Source organism: Methylobrevis albus (assembly GCF_015904235.1).
Taxonomy (GTDB): Bacteria; Pseudomonadota; Alphaproteobacteria; order Rhizobiales; family Pleomorphomonadaceae; genus Methylobrevis_A; species Methylobrevis_A albus.
This window is the reverse complement of sequence record NZ_JADZLT010000051.1, coordinates 181,609-197,157: the sequence shown is the minus strand read 5'-3', so window position 1 is coordinate 197,157 and position 15,549 is coordinate 181,609. Positions and strand designations below refer to the sequence as shown.

The following is a 15,549-nucleotide window of genomic DNA, read 5'->3' as shown; positions in this document are numbered from 1 at the left end:
GGCGCGGGCCCCTCCGGCCGGGTCCGGTCACGGGCCGGCCGGCGCGGGCGCGGGAACCGGATCGACCAGTTCGGGCATCATGCCCGCGTCCTCGGTCACCACGGCCGACTTCGTCAGCAGGCGGCAGAGCCGCGACAGCGTCTCGCGCATCTCGTGCCGGTGCACGACCATGTCGACCATGCCGTGTTCGAACAGATACTCGGAGCGCTGGAAGCCCTCGGGCAGTTTCTCGCGGATCGTCTGCTCGATGACGCGCGGCCCGGCAAAGCAGATCAGCGCGCCCGGCTCGGCGATATGGACGTCGCCGAGCATGGCGTAGGACGCGGTGACGCCGCCGGTGGTCGGGTTGGTGAGCACGACGATATAGGGCAGCTTCTCCTCGCGCAGCGCCTCGATCGCCACCGTGGTGCGCGGCATCTGCATCAGGGAGAGGATGCCCTCCTGCATGCGCGCGCCGCCGGAGGCGCAGAACATGATGAAGGGCGTGCGGCGCTCGACCGCTTCCATCATGCCGGTGATGATCGCCTCGCCGGCGGCCATGCCGAGCGAGCCGCCCATGAACTCGAAATCCTGCACGCCGGCGACGACGGGGATGCCGTCGAGGGTGCCGGCGCCGACAAGCACGGCGTCATCGCGGCCGGTCTTCAGGCGGGCGTCCTTCAGGCGGTCGATGTAGCGCTTCTCGTCGCGGAAGCGCAGCGGGTCGGCGGCGGCCGGCGGTAGCGCGATCGTCTCGAAGTCGCCGTCGTCGAACAGCGCCTGCAGCCGGCGCAGCGCCGGCATGCGCATGTGGTATCCCGACTTCGGGATCACCCACTGGTTGGCCTCGAGGTCGCGGTGGAACACCATCTCGCCGGTCTCGGGGCACTTGACCCAGAGGTTCTCGGGCACGTCGCGCTTGACGAGCAGCGACCTGATCTTCGGGCGGACGACGTTGTTGATCCAGTTCAAGCGGTGACCTTTCGATCCATCTCGGCAGCAGGCCCCATCGGCATCGGCCGCGATCATGGCCATCACAAGGCAAGGCTGCCCGGGCGGGGGCGCCGGTTCCCGCTTTCCCTAGCGCAAAGCCGCGCCGCGGTCGAGGGACGCGTCCCGCCGCGGGGTTGCGGGTGCCGCGCGGGAGCGATGCGCCGGGACCGGGCGAGGACCGGGCCAGGACCAGGCCAAGACCTGGTCTGGGCGCGGCTCAGGCGGCGACGTGCGCCTCGCGCACGCCGACGGCGAGGTCGGCGACGAGCGCGGTGACGGCGCCGACGGTGGCGGCGGTGGCGCGTCCCTCGGCGTCGAGGCTGTCGCGCACGGCGTTGACCAGCGCCGAGCCGACGACGACGCCGTCGGCTTCGGCACCCATGCTGCGGGCGTGCTCGCGCGTCTTGACGCCGAAGCCGACCATCACCGGCAGGTCGGTGTGGCGCTTGATGCGGGCGACGGCGTCGCCGACACGGCTCGCGTCCGCCGAGGCGGTGCCGGTGATGCCGAGGATCGAGACGTAATAGACGAAGCCCGAGGTGTTCGCGAGCACCGCCGGCAGGCGCTTGTCGTCGGTGGTCGGCGTCGCGAGGCGGATGAAATTGACCCCGGCGGCGAGCGCCGGGATGCAGAGCTCCTCGTCCTCTTCCGGCGGCAGGTCGACGACGATCAGGCCGTCGACGCCGGCGGCCTTGGCGTCGGCGAGGAAGCGGTCGACGCCGTAGATGTAGATCGGGTTGTAGTAGCCCATCAGCACGATCGGCGTCGCCGCGTCATGGGCGCGGAAGGCGCGGACCATGTCGAGGGTGCGGAGCATGGTCTGGCCGGCGTTGAGCGCGCGCAGCGTCGAGGCCTGGATCGGCGGCCCCTCGGCCATCGGATCGGAGAACGGCATGCCGAGCTCGATCACGTCGGCGCCCGCGGCGGGCAGGCCGTTCAGGATGGCGAGCGAGGTGTCGTAGTCGGGGTCACCGGCGGTGATGAAGGTGACGAGCGCCGGCCGGCCCTCTGCGGCGACGGCGGCGAGGCGGACGTCGATGCGGGTCGCGGGGCGCGCCGCGGGATGGGGGTCTCGGCTGGTGGAGGGGGTCATTCGCTTGGCTGCGCCTTGGCATCGGAGTAGAGGACGCCCGCTTCCGCCCAGTCGTGCGGGGCGACGTCCGACAGGATGATGGAGACCGCGCCGGGGCCGCAGCCGAGCACGGCGCAGGTGGTGCGGGTCAGCTCCGCGACCAGCGCGCGCTTCTGCTCGATGCTGCGGCCGGGGAACATCTGCACGGTGATATGCGGCATGGCGGCCGTCTCCTAGAGATCGAACCCGAGCAGCTTGCCGACCGTGAACACGTCCTTGTCGCCGCGGCCGCAGAGGTTCATCACGATGATCTGGTCGCGGTCCATGGTCGGGGCGAGCCTCGCGACATGGGCGAGCGCATGTGCCGGCTCCAGCGCCGGGATGATGCCCTCGGTGCGGGTGAGCAGCTGGAATGCCTCCAGCGCCTCGCGGTCGGTCGCCGGCACGTAGGTGACGCGGCCGGAATCCTTCAGCCAGGAATGCTCCGGCCCGATGCCCGGATAGTCGAGGCCGGCCGAGATCGAATGGCCCTCGAGGATCTGCCCGTCGGCATCCTGCAGCAAATAGGTGCGGTTGCCGTGCAGCACGCCGGGGCGGCCGCCGGTCAGCGACGCGGCGTGGCCGTTGTAGACGTCGAGCCCGTGCCCGCCGGCCTCGACGCCGTAGATCGCCACCGTCTCGTCGTCGAGGAAGGGATGGAACAGGCCGATGGCGTTGGAGCCGCCGCCGACGCAGGCGACGATGGCGTCGGGCAGCCGGCCCTCCATCTCGAGGATCTGGGCGCGGGCCTCGGTGCCGATGATCGACTGGAAGTCGCGCACCATCGCCGGATAGGGGTGCGGGCCGGCGGCGGTGCCGATCAGGTAGTAGGTGCTCTCGACGTTGGTGACCCAGTCGCGCAGCGCCTCGTTCATCGCATCCTTCAGCGTGCCGTGGCCGGCGGTGACGGGATGCACCTCGGCGCCGAGCAGCTTCATGCGGAACACGTTCGGCGCCTGCCGCTCGACGTCGGTGGCCCCCATGTAGACTTCGCAGGGGAAGCCGAAGCGGGCGCAGACGGTGGCGGAGGCGACGCCGTGCTGGCCGGCGCCGGTCTCGGCGATGATCCGCGTCTTGCCCATGCGCTTGGCGAGCAGGATCTGGCCGAGGCAGTTGTTGATCTTGTGGCTGCCGGTGTGGTTGAGCTCGTCGCGCTTGAAGTAGATCTTGGCGCCGCCCTTGCCGCCGGCCTTCTCGCGCAGGTGCTCGGTCAGCCGCTCGGCGTAGTACATCGGGCTCGGCCGGCCGACGTAGTGGGTGTGCAGGTCGGCGAGTTCGGCGTGGAAGGCGGGATCCGCCTTCGCCTCGGTATAGGCCGCCTCGAGCTCGAGGATCAGCGGCATCAGCGTCTCGGCGACGAAGCGGCCGCCGAAGCTGCCGAAATGGCCGCGTTCGTCCGGACCGGTCCGGTAGGAGTTCAGCTTCGCAGTCGCGCCCGCCATCTGTCTCGTCCTTGCCGTATCGTCCTCGCCGGAACGCCTGTCCCAGCCTCGTGCCGCCTCGCGCGGCGCCGCCCGCCGTCCTCTACGTCAGGCGACCCCGGCCGGTTCTCCGGCGAAGGCCCGCCGTGCGGCGGCGACGAAGGCGGCGATCAGGGCGGCGGACTTGACGCCCGGCGCCGTCTCGACACCGGAGGAAACATCGACGCCGGCCGGGCGCACCCGGCGGATCGCCGCACCGACGTTGTCCGGATCGAGCCCTCCGGAAAGCATGAAGGAGAGGGCGGGGTCAAGGTCTTCCAGCAGCGACCAGTCGAAGGTCGCGCCGAGACCGCCCGGCCGGCTCGCGTCCTTCGGCGGCTTCGCATCGAGCAGCAGCCGGTCGGCGGCGCCGGCAAAGCTCGCGACCGCCGAAACATCCGCCGCCGTGCCGATGCCGAGCGCCTTCATGACGGATACGCCGAAGCGCGCGCGCACCGCGGCGCAGCGCTCCGGCGTCTCATGGCCGTGCAGTTGCAGGATATCGGGACGGACCGCCGCGACGAGGGCGTCCAGCGCCGCGTCGTCCGCATCGACGGTGAGCGCGACGATGCCGGCACGGCCGCGCGCGGCGTCCGCGAGGGTCGCCATCGCGTCCAGCCCGACGTGGCGCGGGCTGCGCGGGAACGAGACGAAGCCGACGAGATCGGCCCCGGCGGCGAGCGCCGCCGCCAGCGTCTCGGGCGTCGAGAGCCCGCAGATCTTGATTTCGGGGGCGGCGGTCGGCGGCATCTTCGGCGATCCGGTCTGTTTGCCGGCGCACCGGCGCAATCGCCTTCACCTCGCATGGAAGCGTGGCGCTGTCCACCGCCGGCCTGCCCCGTCCGCCACGAGCGCCGACGATCGACCAGATCGCTTCCATATAGCTAGATGTTTCCCGCGATCGCTTCCACTTCGTCAATCTTTACGCGCAATGATCGCGCAAGAGATGAAGGGAAGCGAGTGGCGCACCGCTGTTCGACGACCCCGCGCGGGAGAGCACGACGATGCTGCATCTGCCGCGGACCGGAGCCGACATAGGCCCGGACCCGACCGGAACGCCCCTTCTCGCGGCGTTCGCGGCGCTGCCGATCGCTACCCTCGCCGTCGATGCGGCAGGCCGGATCGTGTTCGCCAACGCGGCCTTCGTGGCGCTCGGCGGACAGGTGACGGGCACCGCCGTGACCGCGGTGGTCGACGGGCTGGCCCTTCCGCTCGGCACGGGCGTCCGCGCGGCCATGTTGGCGCGGCCGGGCGACTGCCCGATCCTCGTCGAGGCCACCGTCTGGCCGATCACCCAGGGACCCGAGCCGCTGACCGGCCTCGCGCTGCGCCCGCTGACGGATGCGAGCGGGCACGAGGCGATCGTCGCCGACATGGCGCGGCAGGCGGCGGATGCGCTCGCCGAGGCGCGCGCCGCCGAGATCCGGCTGCGCGACATCGTCGAGACCCTGCCCCAGGCCGTCTGCGTCTTCGACGACAAGGACCGCTATGTGCTCTGGAACGACGCCTATGCGGCGCTCTATCCGGAAATCGCCGGGCACCTGCGCCCCGGCGCCGCCTTCATCGACATCCTGAAGGTCAGCATCGCCAGCGGCCTCGCGCCGGAGCAGATCGACGACAGCGAGAGCTGGCTCACCGAGCGCATGCGCAAGCACGCCCTGCCCGCCTCGCAGGAGGAGCAGGAGATGCGCGACGGGCGCTGGGTGCGCCACGACGACCGCCGGACCAAGGACGGCGGCGCGATCGGCATGCGCATCGACATCACCGACCTCAAGCAGCGCGAGGCGTCGTTCCGGCTGCTGTTCGACAGCAACCCGGTGCCGATGCTGCTCGTCGAGACGCCGTCGCTGGCGATTTCGGCCGCCAATGACGCGGCGCTCGCCTTCTATGGCCGCAGCCGCGCCGACCTGATGGCGACCACGCTGGACGAACTCCACATCGCCGCCGAGCGGTCGCTGATCAACGACCGGCTCGCCCGGCTCGCCGAGCCCTGCGCCGGCAAGCAGGTGTGGCGCCAGATCGGCGCGGTGAGCGCGGAGCGCGACGTGCTGCTGTTCAGCTGCGCCCTGCCCGACGACGGCCGCGGGCTGCAACTCATCGCCGTGGTCGACGTCACCGAGCGCACGCAGGCCGAAGCCCGCATCCTCCATCTCGCCCACCACGATCCGCTCACCGGCCTCGCCAACCGGACGCGGTTCGGCGAAGCGCTGGAGGCCGCGCTCGCCGCCTATCGCCACGGCGGGGCGCCGCTGGTGCTGCACTATCTCGATCTCGACAACTTCAAGCCGGTCAACGACAGCCTCGGCCACAGCGGCGGCGACCGGCTGCTCGAGCAGGTGGCCGAACGGCTGCGCGCGATCACGGCACCGGAGGATCTCGCGGCCCGGCTCGGCGGCGACGAGTTCGTGCTGCTGCAGCGCGACCTCGCGCGCTCGCCGGCCGACGTCGCCACGCGGATCATCACCGATCTCGGCGAGCCGTTCCTCGTCAACGGCGCCAGCGTCCGCACCGGTGCCAGCGTCGGCGTCGCGACCGTGCCACCGTGCGCCGCCGATGGCGACACGTTGCTGAAGGAGGCGGACGCTGCACTCTACGAGGCGAAGGCGGCCGGCGGCGGGCGCTGGCGGATGCGCGACGCCGGCGGCGGCGCGAGCCGCACCACCGCTAACCGACGGATCGTCCGGCCGCTGCCGGCGACGGGGGTGGCGGCCTTCGTCACCGCGGCGACCGATCCGGTCATCTGCGCCGACAGCGCCGGGCGGATCACCCTGTTCAACGCCGCCGCCGAGGCGCTGTTCGGACTGCCGGCGGAGCGGGCGATCGGCGCCTCGCTCGACATCATCATGCCCGAGCCGATGCGCGGTGCCCATGCCGCCGGCATCGACCGCATGCGGCGCGGCGCGCCGACGCGGATCGTCGGCACCGTGGTCGAGGTGGTCGGGCTCAACGCCGCGACGGGACGCACCTTCCCGATCGAGATGTCGCTGACCATGTGGCAGGAGGGCGACGAGCCGGCCTTCGGCGCGGTGATCCGCAACGGCTCGGAGCGCCGGCGCAACGAGGAGCGGCTGCACCAGCTCGCCCATTTCGATCAGCTCACCATGCTGCCGAACCGGACGCTGCTGTTTGAGCGCATGAGTTCGGTCCTCGACGCCGGCCGCGCCGGCGACCTCTGCCTGATCGACATCGACGGGCTCAAGGACGTCAACGACCTGCACGGGCCGGATATCGGCGACGAACTGCTGCGCAGCGTCGCCGTGCGGCTGCGGCAGGTGGCGGCAGCGCTGTCGGACGATCCGGCGCTCACCGTCGCCCGGATCGGCTGCGACGAGTTCGCGATCTTCGTGCCGCGCAGCCCCGGCGACGACATCGACGACGCCTTCGGGGAGACGGCGCGGGCGATGCTGGCAATACCCGTCGACGTCGGCGGGGTCCCGATCGGGTCACCGGCTTCGGCGGGTCTCGTGCGGGCGCCCGAGCACGGCACCACGCCGGCCGAGCTGATCGCCAACGTCGACCTCGCGCTCAATCGCGCGAAATTCGCCGGCGGCGGACGCAGCTTCGTCTTCGACCTCGCGCTGCGCCGGCACAACGACGAGCGCCGGGCGCTGAAGCGCGAGTTCGAGCGCGCGCTGGCCGACAGCGAGTTCGAGGTGTTCTACCAGCCGCAGGTGTCGCTGCCGGACGGCCGCATCCGCTCGGCCGAAGCACTGCTGCGCTGGCGCCATCCCGAGCGCGGCCTGCTCAGCCCCGCCGCCTTCATCGACGCGCTGGAGGCGAGCCCGCACGCCGGGGCGGCCGGCGCCTTCGTGCTGCGCGAAGCCTGCCGGCAGGCGGTGGCCTGGCGGCGGCTGGTGCCCGACTTCACGATCGCCGTGAACCTGTTCGAGGCGCAGCTCGGCACCGCCGGCATCGTCGAAGCGATCACCGCGACGCTGACCGAGGTCGGGCTCGAGCCGGCCGGCCTCGAGATCGAGATCACCGAGAAGGTGGCGCTGGTCGACGACCCGGCGCTCGCCGCCCGGGTCGGGGCGCTGCGCGACCTCGGCATCGGCATCGCCTTCGACGACTACGGCACCGGCTATGCGTCGCTCAGCCTTCTGAAGCAGTTTCCGCTCACCCGGCTGAAGATCGACCGGCGCTTCGTCGGCCAGGTCGGCGCCGACGGCAGCGACACGGCGATCGTCGCCGCGATCCTGTCGCTCGGGCGCAAGTTCGACCTCGAGGTGATCGCCGAAGGCGTTGAGACGGCGGAGCAGGCAGCCCACCTCGCCGCCGCCGGCTGCCATTTCGCGCAAGGCTACCTGTTCGGCAAGCCGATGCCGGCCGCCGCCTTCACGGCGCAACTCGCCGCGCAGCCGGGCGCCGGCGCGTGAGCGCCGCGCAGTAAGGCGTCAGGCGTCAGTAGTCGGACAGCTTCATCGACGGTTCGTAGTCGGTGCCGGGCACGTCCTTGACGATGCTCTGGCCGCAGATGACCCGTCCGAGCGCGCTGTCGAAGGTCATCGTCGCCGGGCCGGCGAGTTCCCAGCCGGCGTTGAGCGCCGCGGTGACACGGTGGCAGAAGGCGGCATCGTCGGGGCCGGTCAGGAAGCGATAGAGGCGCATGGCGGGTCCGGGGCTGACGCTGGGGGCCGACGGCTTCGGAGTCCCGGGCGGGCCGGTCGCTCGTCGAACGTCTGACCGCGCGATCTAGCAGCATCCGCGGCCGACCGGAAGCGTTTCAAAGCGATACCCGTATGCGCGAGTGCCGAAGCGGCGGCCGCAGCCGCGGCGCATCAGCTCGCAAGCGCCAGCGAATCGGTGCGCCGGATCGCGTCCGAGAGCAGCAGCGTCTTCGCCGCCATCTCGGCGTGCAGCCGCTCGACCATGCGGCCGTCGATCTTGATCGCCGACTTGTCGGCGTTTTCCGGCCGGTTGAAGGTGTCGACGATGACGCGGGCCCACTCGATCTCCTCGACCGAGGGCACGAAGGCGGCGTTGGCGGGGGCGATCTGCTTGGGGTGCACCAGCGTCTTGCCGTCGAAGCCGAATTCGCGGCCCTGGCGGCATTCGGCGGCGAAGCCCTCCTCGTCGTAGATGTCGTTGAAGACGCCGTCGAGCACCACGAGGCCGAAGGCGCGGGCGGCGGCGAGCGCCATCATCATCCACGGCAGCATCGGCGCGCGGCCGGGCACGAACTGCGCGCCGGTCTCCTTGGCGAGGTCGTTGAGGCCGAGCACGAAGCCGGCGAGACGGCTGCCGGGGCGTGCCGCAAAGCTCGCGATCTCGCGCAAGCTCAGGATCGCCAGCGGCGTCTCGATCATCGCCCAGACCTTCATCTCGGCCGGGGCGCCGAGCCGGCGCATCTCGAAGGAGATGCGCTCGAGGTCCTCGGCGCTGGAGACCTTTGGCACCAGCACGGCATCGGGGCGCGACGCGACGGCGGCGGCGAGGTCGTCGCGGCCCCACTGGGTGGCGAGGCCGTTGATGCGGATCAGGATCTCGCGGCCGCCGTAGCCGCCGTCGCGCAGCGCCGCGTCGATGATTGTGCGCGCCTCGGGCTTGGCGTCCGGGGCGACCGCATCCTCCATGTCGAAGATCAGCGCGTCGGCGGCGAGGCTGCGCGCCTTGTCGAGGGCGCGGGCGTTGGAGCCCGGCATGTAGAGCACGCTGCGGCGGGGGCGGACGGCGGTCATCGGTCATCGACTCCGGAAAACAACGGCGATGGTGCAACGCACACACTACACGCGACCGCGCCGCAACAAAATGCTTCCTTGAGATATGTGGCCTATCGTCTCATCGGGGCCGTCCGCAGTATTGACCACGTCCTCCTCCGCCGAAACGACATCTTCGCCGAACGGCGGAAACGCGCTATTCTGGACGCATGACGAGCGGACGCAGAGCCGCCCCCGGAGGGAACGCATCTTGACCAGCCGAGCCCCAGACGACTTCCGCCCCGCAGCGCGCGCCACCGCCACCCGGCGCAGCGCGCTGATGATGTCCGCCGGCCTCCTCGCCGGATCGCTGCTCGGCGTGCGGCCGGCCGCGGCCTGGAGCGCCGAGGAAGCCGACCTGATCTGGTCGGAGCTCGCGACCGCGTTCTTCGGCGACCGGCCGATCGCCACCGGCGGCAATCTCATCACGCTCGACGCGCCCGGCCGGGCGCAGGATCCAGGCTCGGTGCCGGTGACGCTGGCGCTGCGGCTGCCGCCCGGCGATACCCGGCGCATCGAGCGGATCTCGCTGCTCGTCGACGAGAATCCGGTGCCGCTCGCGGCCGTGTTTCATCTCGGCGAGAAGGCCGCGATCGACCGGATCGAGACCCGCATCCGCGTCAACCGCTACTCGCGCGTCCATGCGGTTGCCGAACTCGACGACGGCTCGCTGCACATGGCGGAAGGCTTCGTGAAGGCGTCGGGTGGTTGCTCGGCGCGGCCGGTGGAGCGCCCGGAAGTGGCGATCGCCCATCTCGGCGACATGGACCTGACGCAGTTGCCGGGGGCCGCCGGCGGCTCGGCCCGCCGCGAGGCGGAGATCCGGGTGCGGCATCCGAACTACACCGGCATGCAGATGCATTACGTCACCCTGCTCTACATCAACGCCCGCTACGTCGACGAACTGACCCTGACGCAGGGCGATGCTTCGATCCTCAAGGTCGTCGGGGGCATCTCGCTGTCGGAAGACCCGAGCGTGCGCGTCTCCTACCGCGCCCCGAACGATGCGCCGGACCTCACCGCGCAGATGGTCGACACCGATGGCGCCCGCTTCAGCGAGAGCTGGCCGGTGGCGCTGACCGGCGGCAGCTGAGGCGGCTCGCCGGTTCAGGCGGCCGGTGCGAGGCCGGCCGCCGCCAGCACTTCGGGATCGATCGCGGCGGCCGCGTCCGCGACGACGCCGGCGGTTGCCTGCCGGAAGGCGGCGAAATCGATCGCGTCCGGTCCGACCACGGCGACGCCCGCCGCCACCAGCTTGTCGAGGCACTCTGCGTCGACCGCGGCGGCAAAGCCGCGTTGTGCTTCCGTCGCCTGCCGCATCGCTGCGCGAAGCGCGGCGCGAGACGGGCCGCCGGCCGCTTCGTCGAGCCGGGCGCGGTTGCCGAGCACCAGCGTCACGCCGCAGAAATGCCCGGTCAGCGACAGATGGCCGTGCGTTTCGTGCACGCCGAAGTTCACCGTGTTGGTGAGCGGGTTCTCCTGCGCCTCGACGTCTTTCGCGCGGACGGCGGCGGGATAGTCCTTCACGTCGATATAGACCGGCTCGAAGCCGAGGCTGCGGAAGGCGGCCTGGTGCAGGGCGCTGTCCATGGTGCGGATGCGCAGGCCTGCACAGTCGTCCGGCCGGTGGATCGGGCCGCGCAGGTTGGTGAAGTGGCGGGCGCCGTTGTCCCAGAGGCCGAGCAGTTCGAAGCCGGTCGCCGCGGCGATGTCGCGGCCGAGCCGGGCGCCGAGATCGCCGTCGAGGCGGGCATGGAGCGCCAGCCGGTCGGCGAACAGGAACGGCAGGTCGAACACGGCGAGGTTCGGCACGCGCTTCACGAGGTAGCTCGACGCGAAATAGCAGAGGTCGAGTTCGTCGCCCTCGACCATGGTGAAGAGATCGGTAGCGTTGCGGCCCGCGGCCGTGACATCGGCGATGAGATCGAGCTCCGGCCCGCCGTCCGCCGCCAGCGCCGCGCCGAGTTCGCGGGCCGCGCGCGTGTGCACCGACGCCTCGCCCTGATATCCGCCCATCCGCAGCCGCATCGCCATCTCCTGTCGCCCGTGCCCGTCACCGATGACCGTCACGCATGCCGTCACTCGCGCAGCGAATGCGATCGACATGTCTTTGTCCATACAAAATTTGTCTGGACAATAAAACCCGCCCGTGGCGAACTTCGGGCCTCGCCAGTACGGAGACCGCCATGCACGCCTCGGACACCAAGATCGACACGGGACCGGCGGCGGATGCCGACCCGCTCGCCCGGCGTGTCGGCCTGATCGGCCTCGGCCAGATGGGCCGTGGCATGGCGCGCAATCTCGACCGGCTCGGCCTGCTCGGCGCGGCGTGCGACGCGGTGCCGACGGCCTTCGCCGCGGCGGAGCTGTCGGGCGAGGTCGCGAACGTCGCCGGCGTTGCACTCGTCCAGCGCTCCGACGTCATCCTGCTCTGCGTCCCCTCGACGCGCGAGATCCGCGCGGTGGCGGAAGGTCCGGACGGCCTGTTCGCGGCACGCCCGCGGCCGGGCACCGTGCTCGTCGACCTCACCACCTCCGATCCGGCGGCGACGCTCGATCTCGCCGCGGAAGCCGAGGCCGCCGGCTATGCCTACATGGACGCCGCGATGACCGGCGGCGCCGCGGGGGCCGATGCCGGGCGGCTGACGCTGATGATGGGCGGCGACGAGGCCGTGGTCGCCCGCTGCGCGCCGGTGCTTTCGGCGATTGCGGCAAAGACCTTCCGGCTCGGCCCGGTCGGCAGCGGCCAGACCATGAAGCTCGTGCACAACATGATCCTGCACACCACCTTCCTCGCCACCTGCGAGGGCTGCCGGGTGGCGGAACACGCCGGGCTCGACCTTGCCGCCGTCGTCGACGTGCTCAACGCCGGCAACGCGCGCAGCTTCGTCAGCGAGGTGCGCTTTCCGAACCACATCCTCAGCGGCCGCTTCGATGCGCGCTCCTACGTCTCGACCCTGCTGAAAGACCTGCGCATGGCGGTCGAGCTCGCCGAGCGGCTCGGGCAGCCGGCGCCGTTCGGGCGGCTGACCCGCGACGTGCTGGAGCGCGCCCGCGCCGCCGGCTTCGGCGACGAGGACTTTTCCCGGCTCTACCAGCGCTATGCCGCGATCGCCGAGCCGGCGGGGGCGGCGTCGTGAGCGGCGCGCCGGAGGGCACCGTCGGCATCGCCGGGCTCGGCCTGATCGGCACGGCGGTCGCCGGCCGGCTCACCGCCGCGGGCTTCACGCTCATCGGCTACGACGTCGACCCGGCGAAACGGGCGGCCTTCGCCGAACGGGGCGCGGTCGCGACCGACCTCGCCGATCTCTGGCGCCGCTCCGGCCGCGTCGTCGTCGCGGTGTTCGATACGGCGCAGGTGGCCGAGGTGCTCGCCGCCGCCGGCGCCGCCGGGCCGCGCACCGCGGTGGTGATGACGACCTGCGACCCGGACCGCATCGCCGACATCGGCGCGGCGGCGACCGCCGCGGGCACCGCCGTGGTCGAGGCGCCGATCTCGGGCAGCAGCGGCCAGCTCGCCGGCGGCACGGCGACGATCCTCGCCGCCGGGGCGCCGGACGCCGTCGCGGCGCAGGCCGACCTCTTCGCCGCGATCGCCGGGCGCACCATCGAGGTGGGGCGGCTCGGCGACGGCAACCGCACCAAGCTCGCGATCAACCTCGTGCTCGGGCTCAACCGGGCGGCGCTCGCCGAGGGCCTCGTGCTCGCCGAGCGGCTCGGCCTCGACCCGGCCGCCTTCCTCGAGGCCGCGAAGGGGTCGGCGGCCTATTCGCAGGTGATGGACATCAAGGGCGGGATGATGGTGGAAGGACGGTTCGCGCCGCAGGGGCGGATCGTGCAGTCGGCGAAGGATTTCGCGCTGATCGCCGCCACCGGTGGCGACCGGCTGCCGTTTGCCGCGCTCTATGGCACACTGATGGCCGAGGCGATCGCCGCCGGCGACGGCGACCTCGACAACGCCGCGGTGATCCGCGCGATCCGGCGCCGGGTCGGCGGCGAGGATGGCACGGAGGCACGCGGCGGCGGGTCCGATTGACTTGCCCGGGTCCGGCGCCTACGCAACGAACGAGAGGGGCTGACGTCCGACCGCCGGCCTACGGGGAGACGGGGATGACGCGGGGCGACACAGACGAGCAGGGCCCGAAACGCGGCGCCTCCGGGCAGGCCGCCCGCTATGCCGAGATCGAGGCGATCCTGCGCCAGGAGATCGAGACCGGCGTGCACAAGCTTGGCGCCCGGCTGCCGACCGAGCACGAGTTCTGCGCCCGCTTCGACGTCAGCCGCTTCACGGTGCGCCAGGCGCTCGCCGGGCTGCGCGAGGCGGGGATGATCGACGCCCGGCCCGGCGTCGGCACCATCGTCGTCGCCAGCCGCCGGCGCGAGGCCTTCGTGCAGACGCTGAGCTCGATGGAGGAGCTGCTTCAGTATCCCTCCGAGACCTACCGCCAGCCGATCAGCGTCGACAAGGTCGAGGCGACCGCCGAACAGGCGCTGATGCTGAAATCGAAGCCGGGCCAGACCTGGATGCGGCTCCGGGCGCTGCGCCTGTCGCGTTCCTCGCAGGCGCCGATCGCCTGGCTCGACGCCTATGTCATCCCGAAGTTCGCCGCGGCGCTCGACCTGCCGAACCCGACCGGCGCGCCCTTGGTGCGCCAGATCGAGGAACACCTCGGCCACCGCGCCGCCCATGCCCAGATCGAGATCTTCGTCAGCCACATCACCGCGGCGCTCGCCGCGCCGCTGGTGGCGCACGAGGGCGATCCGGCGCTGATCATCCTGCGCCGCTACCGCGGCGCCGACGGGGCGATCTTCCTCGTCACCTATTCGGTGCATCCGGAAAACCGCTTTTCGCTCAACATCGAGTTCGAGCGGCGCTGAGCCCCGGCCGCGCCGCGGATGGGCCCGCCCCGTGCCGCCGCCCGCCGCGCCGCACCCGCATGGATCCGCCATCCGCCCGCCGTGCAGCGGCAACGTCGATCGTTTCGACGCGGATGTTCAAAAATAACGCCGATGATCGAACCCTGCGTTATTTGTCCAGACATACTCTTGCGCTCAGCGCGGCTTGTCGCTTAAGCTTTCCCCCATGTCCGGACGAAGAGGCGCTTCACCGCCCCGCCGGCCCGCGGAGACCGTACGACGTGCGGCCCCCGAAATCGGCATCCGGACGCGGGACCGGAGCGACAAAAGGGAGGCAGCACGTTGCCCGGCAAACCGCTCGTCATCGATACCCACACCCATTTCGTACCGAAGAGTGCCATCGAGCCGGCCTCGCGCGGCGAGCTCTGGAACGGCATCCAGTTCGGCCGCAACGCCCGCGGCAAGATCACCTCCACCGTCGGCGCCGTCTCGCAGGAAATCCCGTGGCCGACGCCGCTGGAGACGCCGGAGGCGCGGCTCGGCTCGATGGACGCGCGCCGCGTCGACGTGCACATCCTGTCGATCAGCCCCACCCTCTACTGGTACGGCCTGTCGTCGGCCGACGCGGTCACCTTCTCGCGCACCACCAACGACGACCTCGCCGAACTCGTCGCCAGCCAGCCGGACCGCTTCGCCGGCCTCGGCTACCTGCCGCTGCAGGATACCGCCGCCTCGGTCGCCGAACTCGAGCGCTGCGTGCGCGACCTCGGGTTCCCGGGCGTGATGATCGGCACCAACGTCAACGGCGCCAACTGGGACGAGGAGAGCCTCTATCCGGTGCTCTCGGCCGCCGCCGAGCTCGGCGCGGTGCTCTACTTTCACCCCGCGCGCGGGCGCGCCGACAGCTGGCTGAAGCGCTATCACTTCTCGAACCTGATCGGGAATCCGCTGGAGACCGCGGTCTGCCTCGGTTCGCTGATCTTCGGCGGCATTTTCGACAAGCTGCCGACGCTGAAGACCTGCTTCGCCCACGCCGGCGGCTACGGCGTGCTCGGCGTCGGCCGGCTCGACCACGGCCAGGAGGTGCGCCCCGAGGCGACCGGCCTCGCCAAGCTGCCGTCGGACTATGTCCGCGCCTGCTGGTTCGATACGATCACCCACAACGAGCGGGCGCTGCGCTACCTCGTCGACATGGTCGGCCCCGGCCAGGTCGTGCTCGGCAGCGACTATCCCGCCGACATGGGCGAGCCCTACCCGGTCGACTTCGTCGAGGGCTGCGCCAGCCTCTCGGCCGACGAGCAGTCGGCCATCCTCGGCAGCAACGCCGCCGACCTGTTCTCGATTTCCCAGCGGGAGCCGCTGCGCAAGATCGGTTGATCGAGCCGTTCCTCGATCGAAAAGCCGCAAAGGCAAGGACGCCCGCAACCGGGCGTTTCCATGGGAGGAAACCAAC

Annotated in this window: 14 protein-coding genes; 6 read left to right on the top strand and 8 right to left on the bottom strand. The window is 71.3% G+C overall.

Going from position 1 to position 15,549, the window contains the following annotated elements; all coding sequences use genetic code 11:
* Positions 1-27: 27 nt before the first annotated feature.
* From accD to I5731_RS13360, 5 genes are all read right to left on the bottom strand, one after another.
* Positions 28-951, bottom strand: coding sequence for an acetyl-CoA carboxylase, carboxyltransferase subunit beta (gene accD / locus I5731_RS13380; protein ID WP_197311905.1), 924 nt, complete (start codon positions 949-951; stop codon positions 28-30).
* Positions 952-1,189: 238 nt separating this feature from the next.
* Positions 1,190-2,065, bottom strand: coding sequence for a tryptophan synthase subunit alpha (gene trpA, locus I5731_RS13375; protein WP_197311904.1), 876 nt, complete (start codon positions 2,063-2,065; stop codon positions 1,190-1,192).
* Entirely contained in the window at positions 2,062-2,265 is a 204-nt protein-coding gene (locus I5731_RS13370) for a 4-oxalocrotonate tautomerase (protein ID WP_197311903.1), read from the bottom strand. Before I5731_RS13370 ends, trpA begins: the two co-directional genes overlap by 4 nt.
* Positions 2,266-2,277: 12 nt before the next feature.
* On the bottom strand, positions 2,278-3,525 hold the full coding sequence (gene trpB, locus I5731_RS13365) for a tryptophan synthase subunit beta (RefSeq protein ID WP_197311902.1): 1,248 nt from the start codon (positions 3,523-3,525) through the stop codon (positions 2,278-2,280).
* Between the two features lie 87 nt (positions 3,526-3,612).
* A complete protein-coding gene (locus tag I5731_RS13360; RefSeq protein ID WP_197311901.1) occupies positions 3,613-4,293 on the bottom strand; it encodes a phosphoribosylanthranilate isomerase in 681 nt (226 codons plus the stop codon).
* 254 nt (positions 4,294-4,547) lie between these two features.
* Here I5731_RS13360 and I5731_RS13355 point away from each other — a divergent pair, with 254 nt between their 5' ends.
* On the top strand, positions 4,548-7,919 hold the full coding sequence (locus tag I5731_RS13355) for a diguanylate cyclase domain-containing protein (RefSeq protein WP_197311900.1): 3,372 nt from the start codon (positions 4,548-4,550) through the stop codon (positions 7,917-7,919).
* Positions 7,920-7,944: 25 nt separating this feature from the next.
* Here I5731_RS13355 and I5731_RS13350 read toward each other — a convergent pair whose 3' ends face one another.
* Both I5731_RS13350 and I5731_RS13345 read right to left on the bottom strand, forming a co-directional pair.
* Positions 7,945-8,151, bottom strand: coding sequence for a DUF1737 domain-containing protein (locus I5731_RS13350; RefSeq protein ID WP_197311899.1), 207 nt, complete (start codon positions 8,149-8,151; stop codon positions 7,945-7,947).
* 170 nt (positions 8,152-8,321) lie between these two features.
* The gene (locus I5731_RS13345) at positions 8,322-9,221 is read right to left on the bottom strand and encodes an HpcH/HpaI aldolase/citrate lyase family protein (protein ID WP_197311898.1); all 900 of its coding nucleotides are present in this window, start codon (positions 9,219-9,221) and stop codon (positions 8,322-8,324) included.
* A gap of 229 nt (positions 9,222-9,450) precedes the next feature.
* Between I5731_RS13345 and I5731_RS13340 the strand changes: the two genes are divergently transcribed.
* Entirely contained in the window at positions 9,451-10,332 is an 882-nt protein-coding gene (locus tag I5731_RS13340) for a quinoprotein dehydrogenase-associated SoxYZ-like carrier (RefSeq protein ID WP_197311897.1), read from the top strand.
* A gap of 14 nt (positions 10,333-10,346) precedes the next feature.
* Here I5731_RS13340 and I5731_RS13335 read toward each other — a convergent pair whose 3' ends face one another.
* Positions 10,347-11,345, bottom strand: a complete 999-nt coding sequence (locus tag I5731_RS13335) for a TRAP transporter substrate-binding protein (RefSeq protein WP_197311896.1) — start codon at positions 11,343-11,345, stop codon at positions 10,347-10,349.
* Positions 11,346-11,425: 80 nt separating this feature from the next.
* Between I5731_RS13335 and I5731_RS13330 the strand changes: the two genes are divergently transcribed.
* From I5731_RS13330 to I5731_RS13315, 4 genes are all read left to right on the top strand, one after another.
* Positions 11,426-12,379 carry an NAD(P)-dependent oxidoreductase gene (locus I5731_RS13330; RefSeq protein ID WP_197311895.1) on the top strand — a complete coding sequence of 318 codons (954 nt, stop codon included), beginning with the start codon at positions 11,426-11,428 and terminating at the stop codon, positions 12,377-12,379.
* Positions 12,376-13,275 (top strand): NAD(P)-dependent oxidoreductase, encoded by a 900-nt coding sequence (locus I5731_RS13325; RefSeq protein WP_197311894.1) that lies wholly within the window; start codon positions 12,376-12,378, stop codon positions 13,273-13,275. Before I5731_RS13330 ends, I5731_RS13325 begins: the two co-directional genes overlap by 4 nt.
* 74 nt (positions 13,276-13,349) lie before the next feature.
* A complete protein-coding gene (locus I5731_RS13320) occupies positions 13,350-14,117 on the top strand; it encodes a GntR family transcriptional regulator (RefSeq protein ID WP_197311893.1) in 768 nt (255 codons plus the stop codon).
* A gap of 321 nt (positions 14,118-14,438) precedes the next feature.
* Positions 14,439-15,473 (top strand): amidohydrolase family protein, encoded by a 1,035-nt coding sequence (locus tag I5731_RS13315; RefSeq protein ID WP_197311892.1) that lies wholly within the window; start codon positions 14,439-14,441, stop codon positions 15,471-15,473.
* The last annotated feature ends 76 nt before the right edge of the window (positions 15,474-15,549 follow it).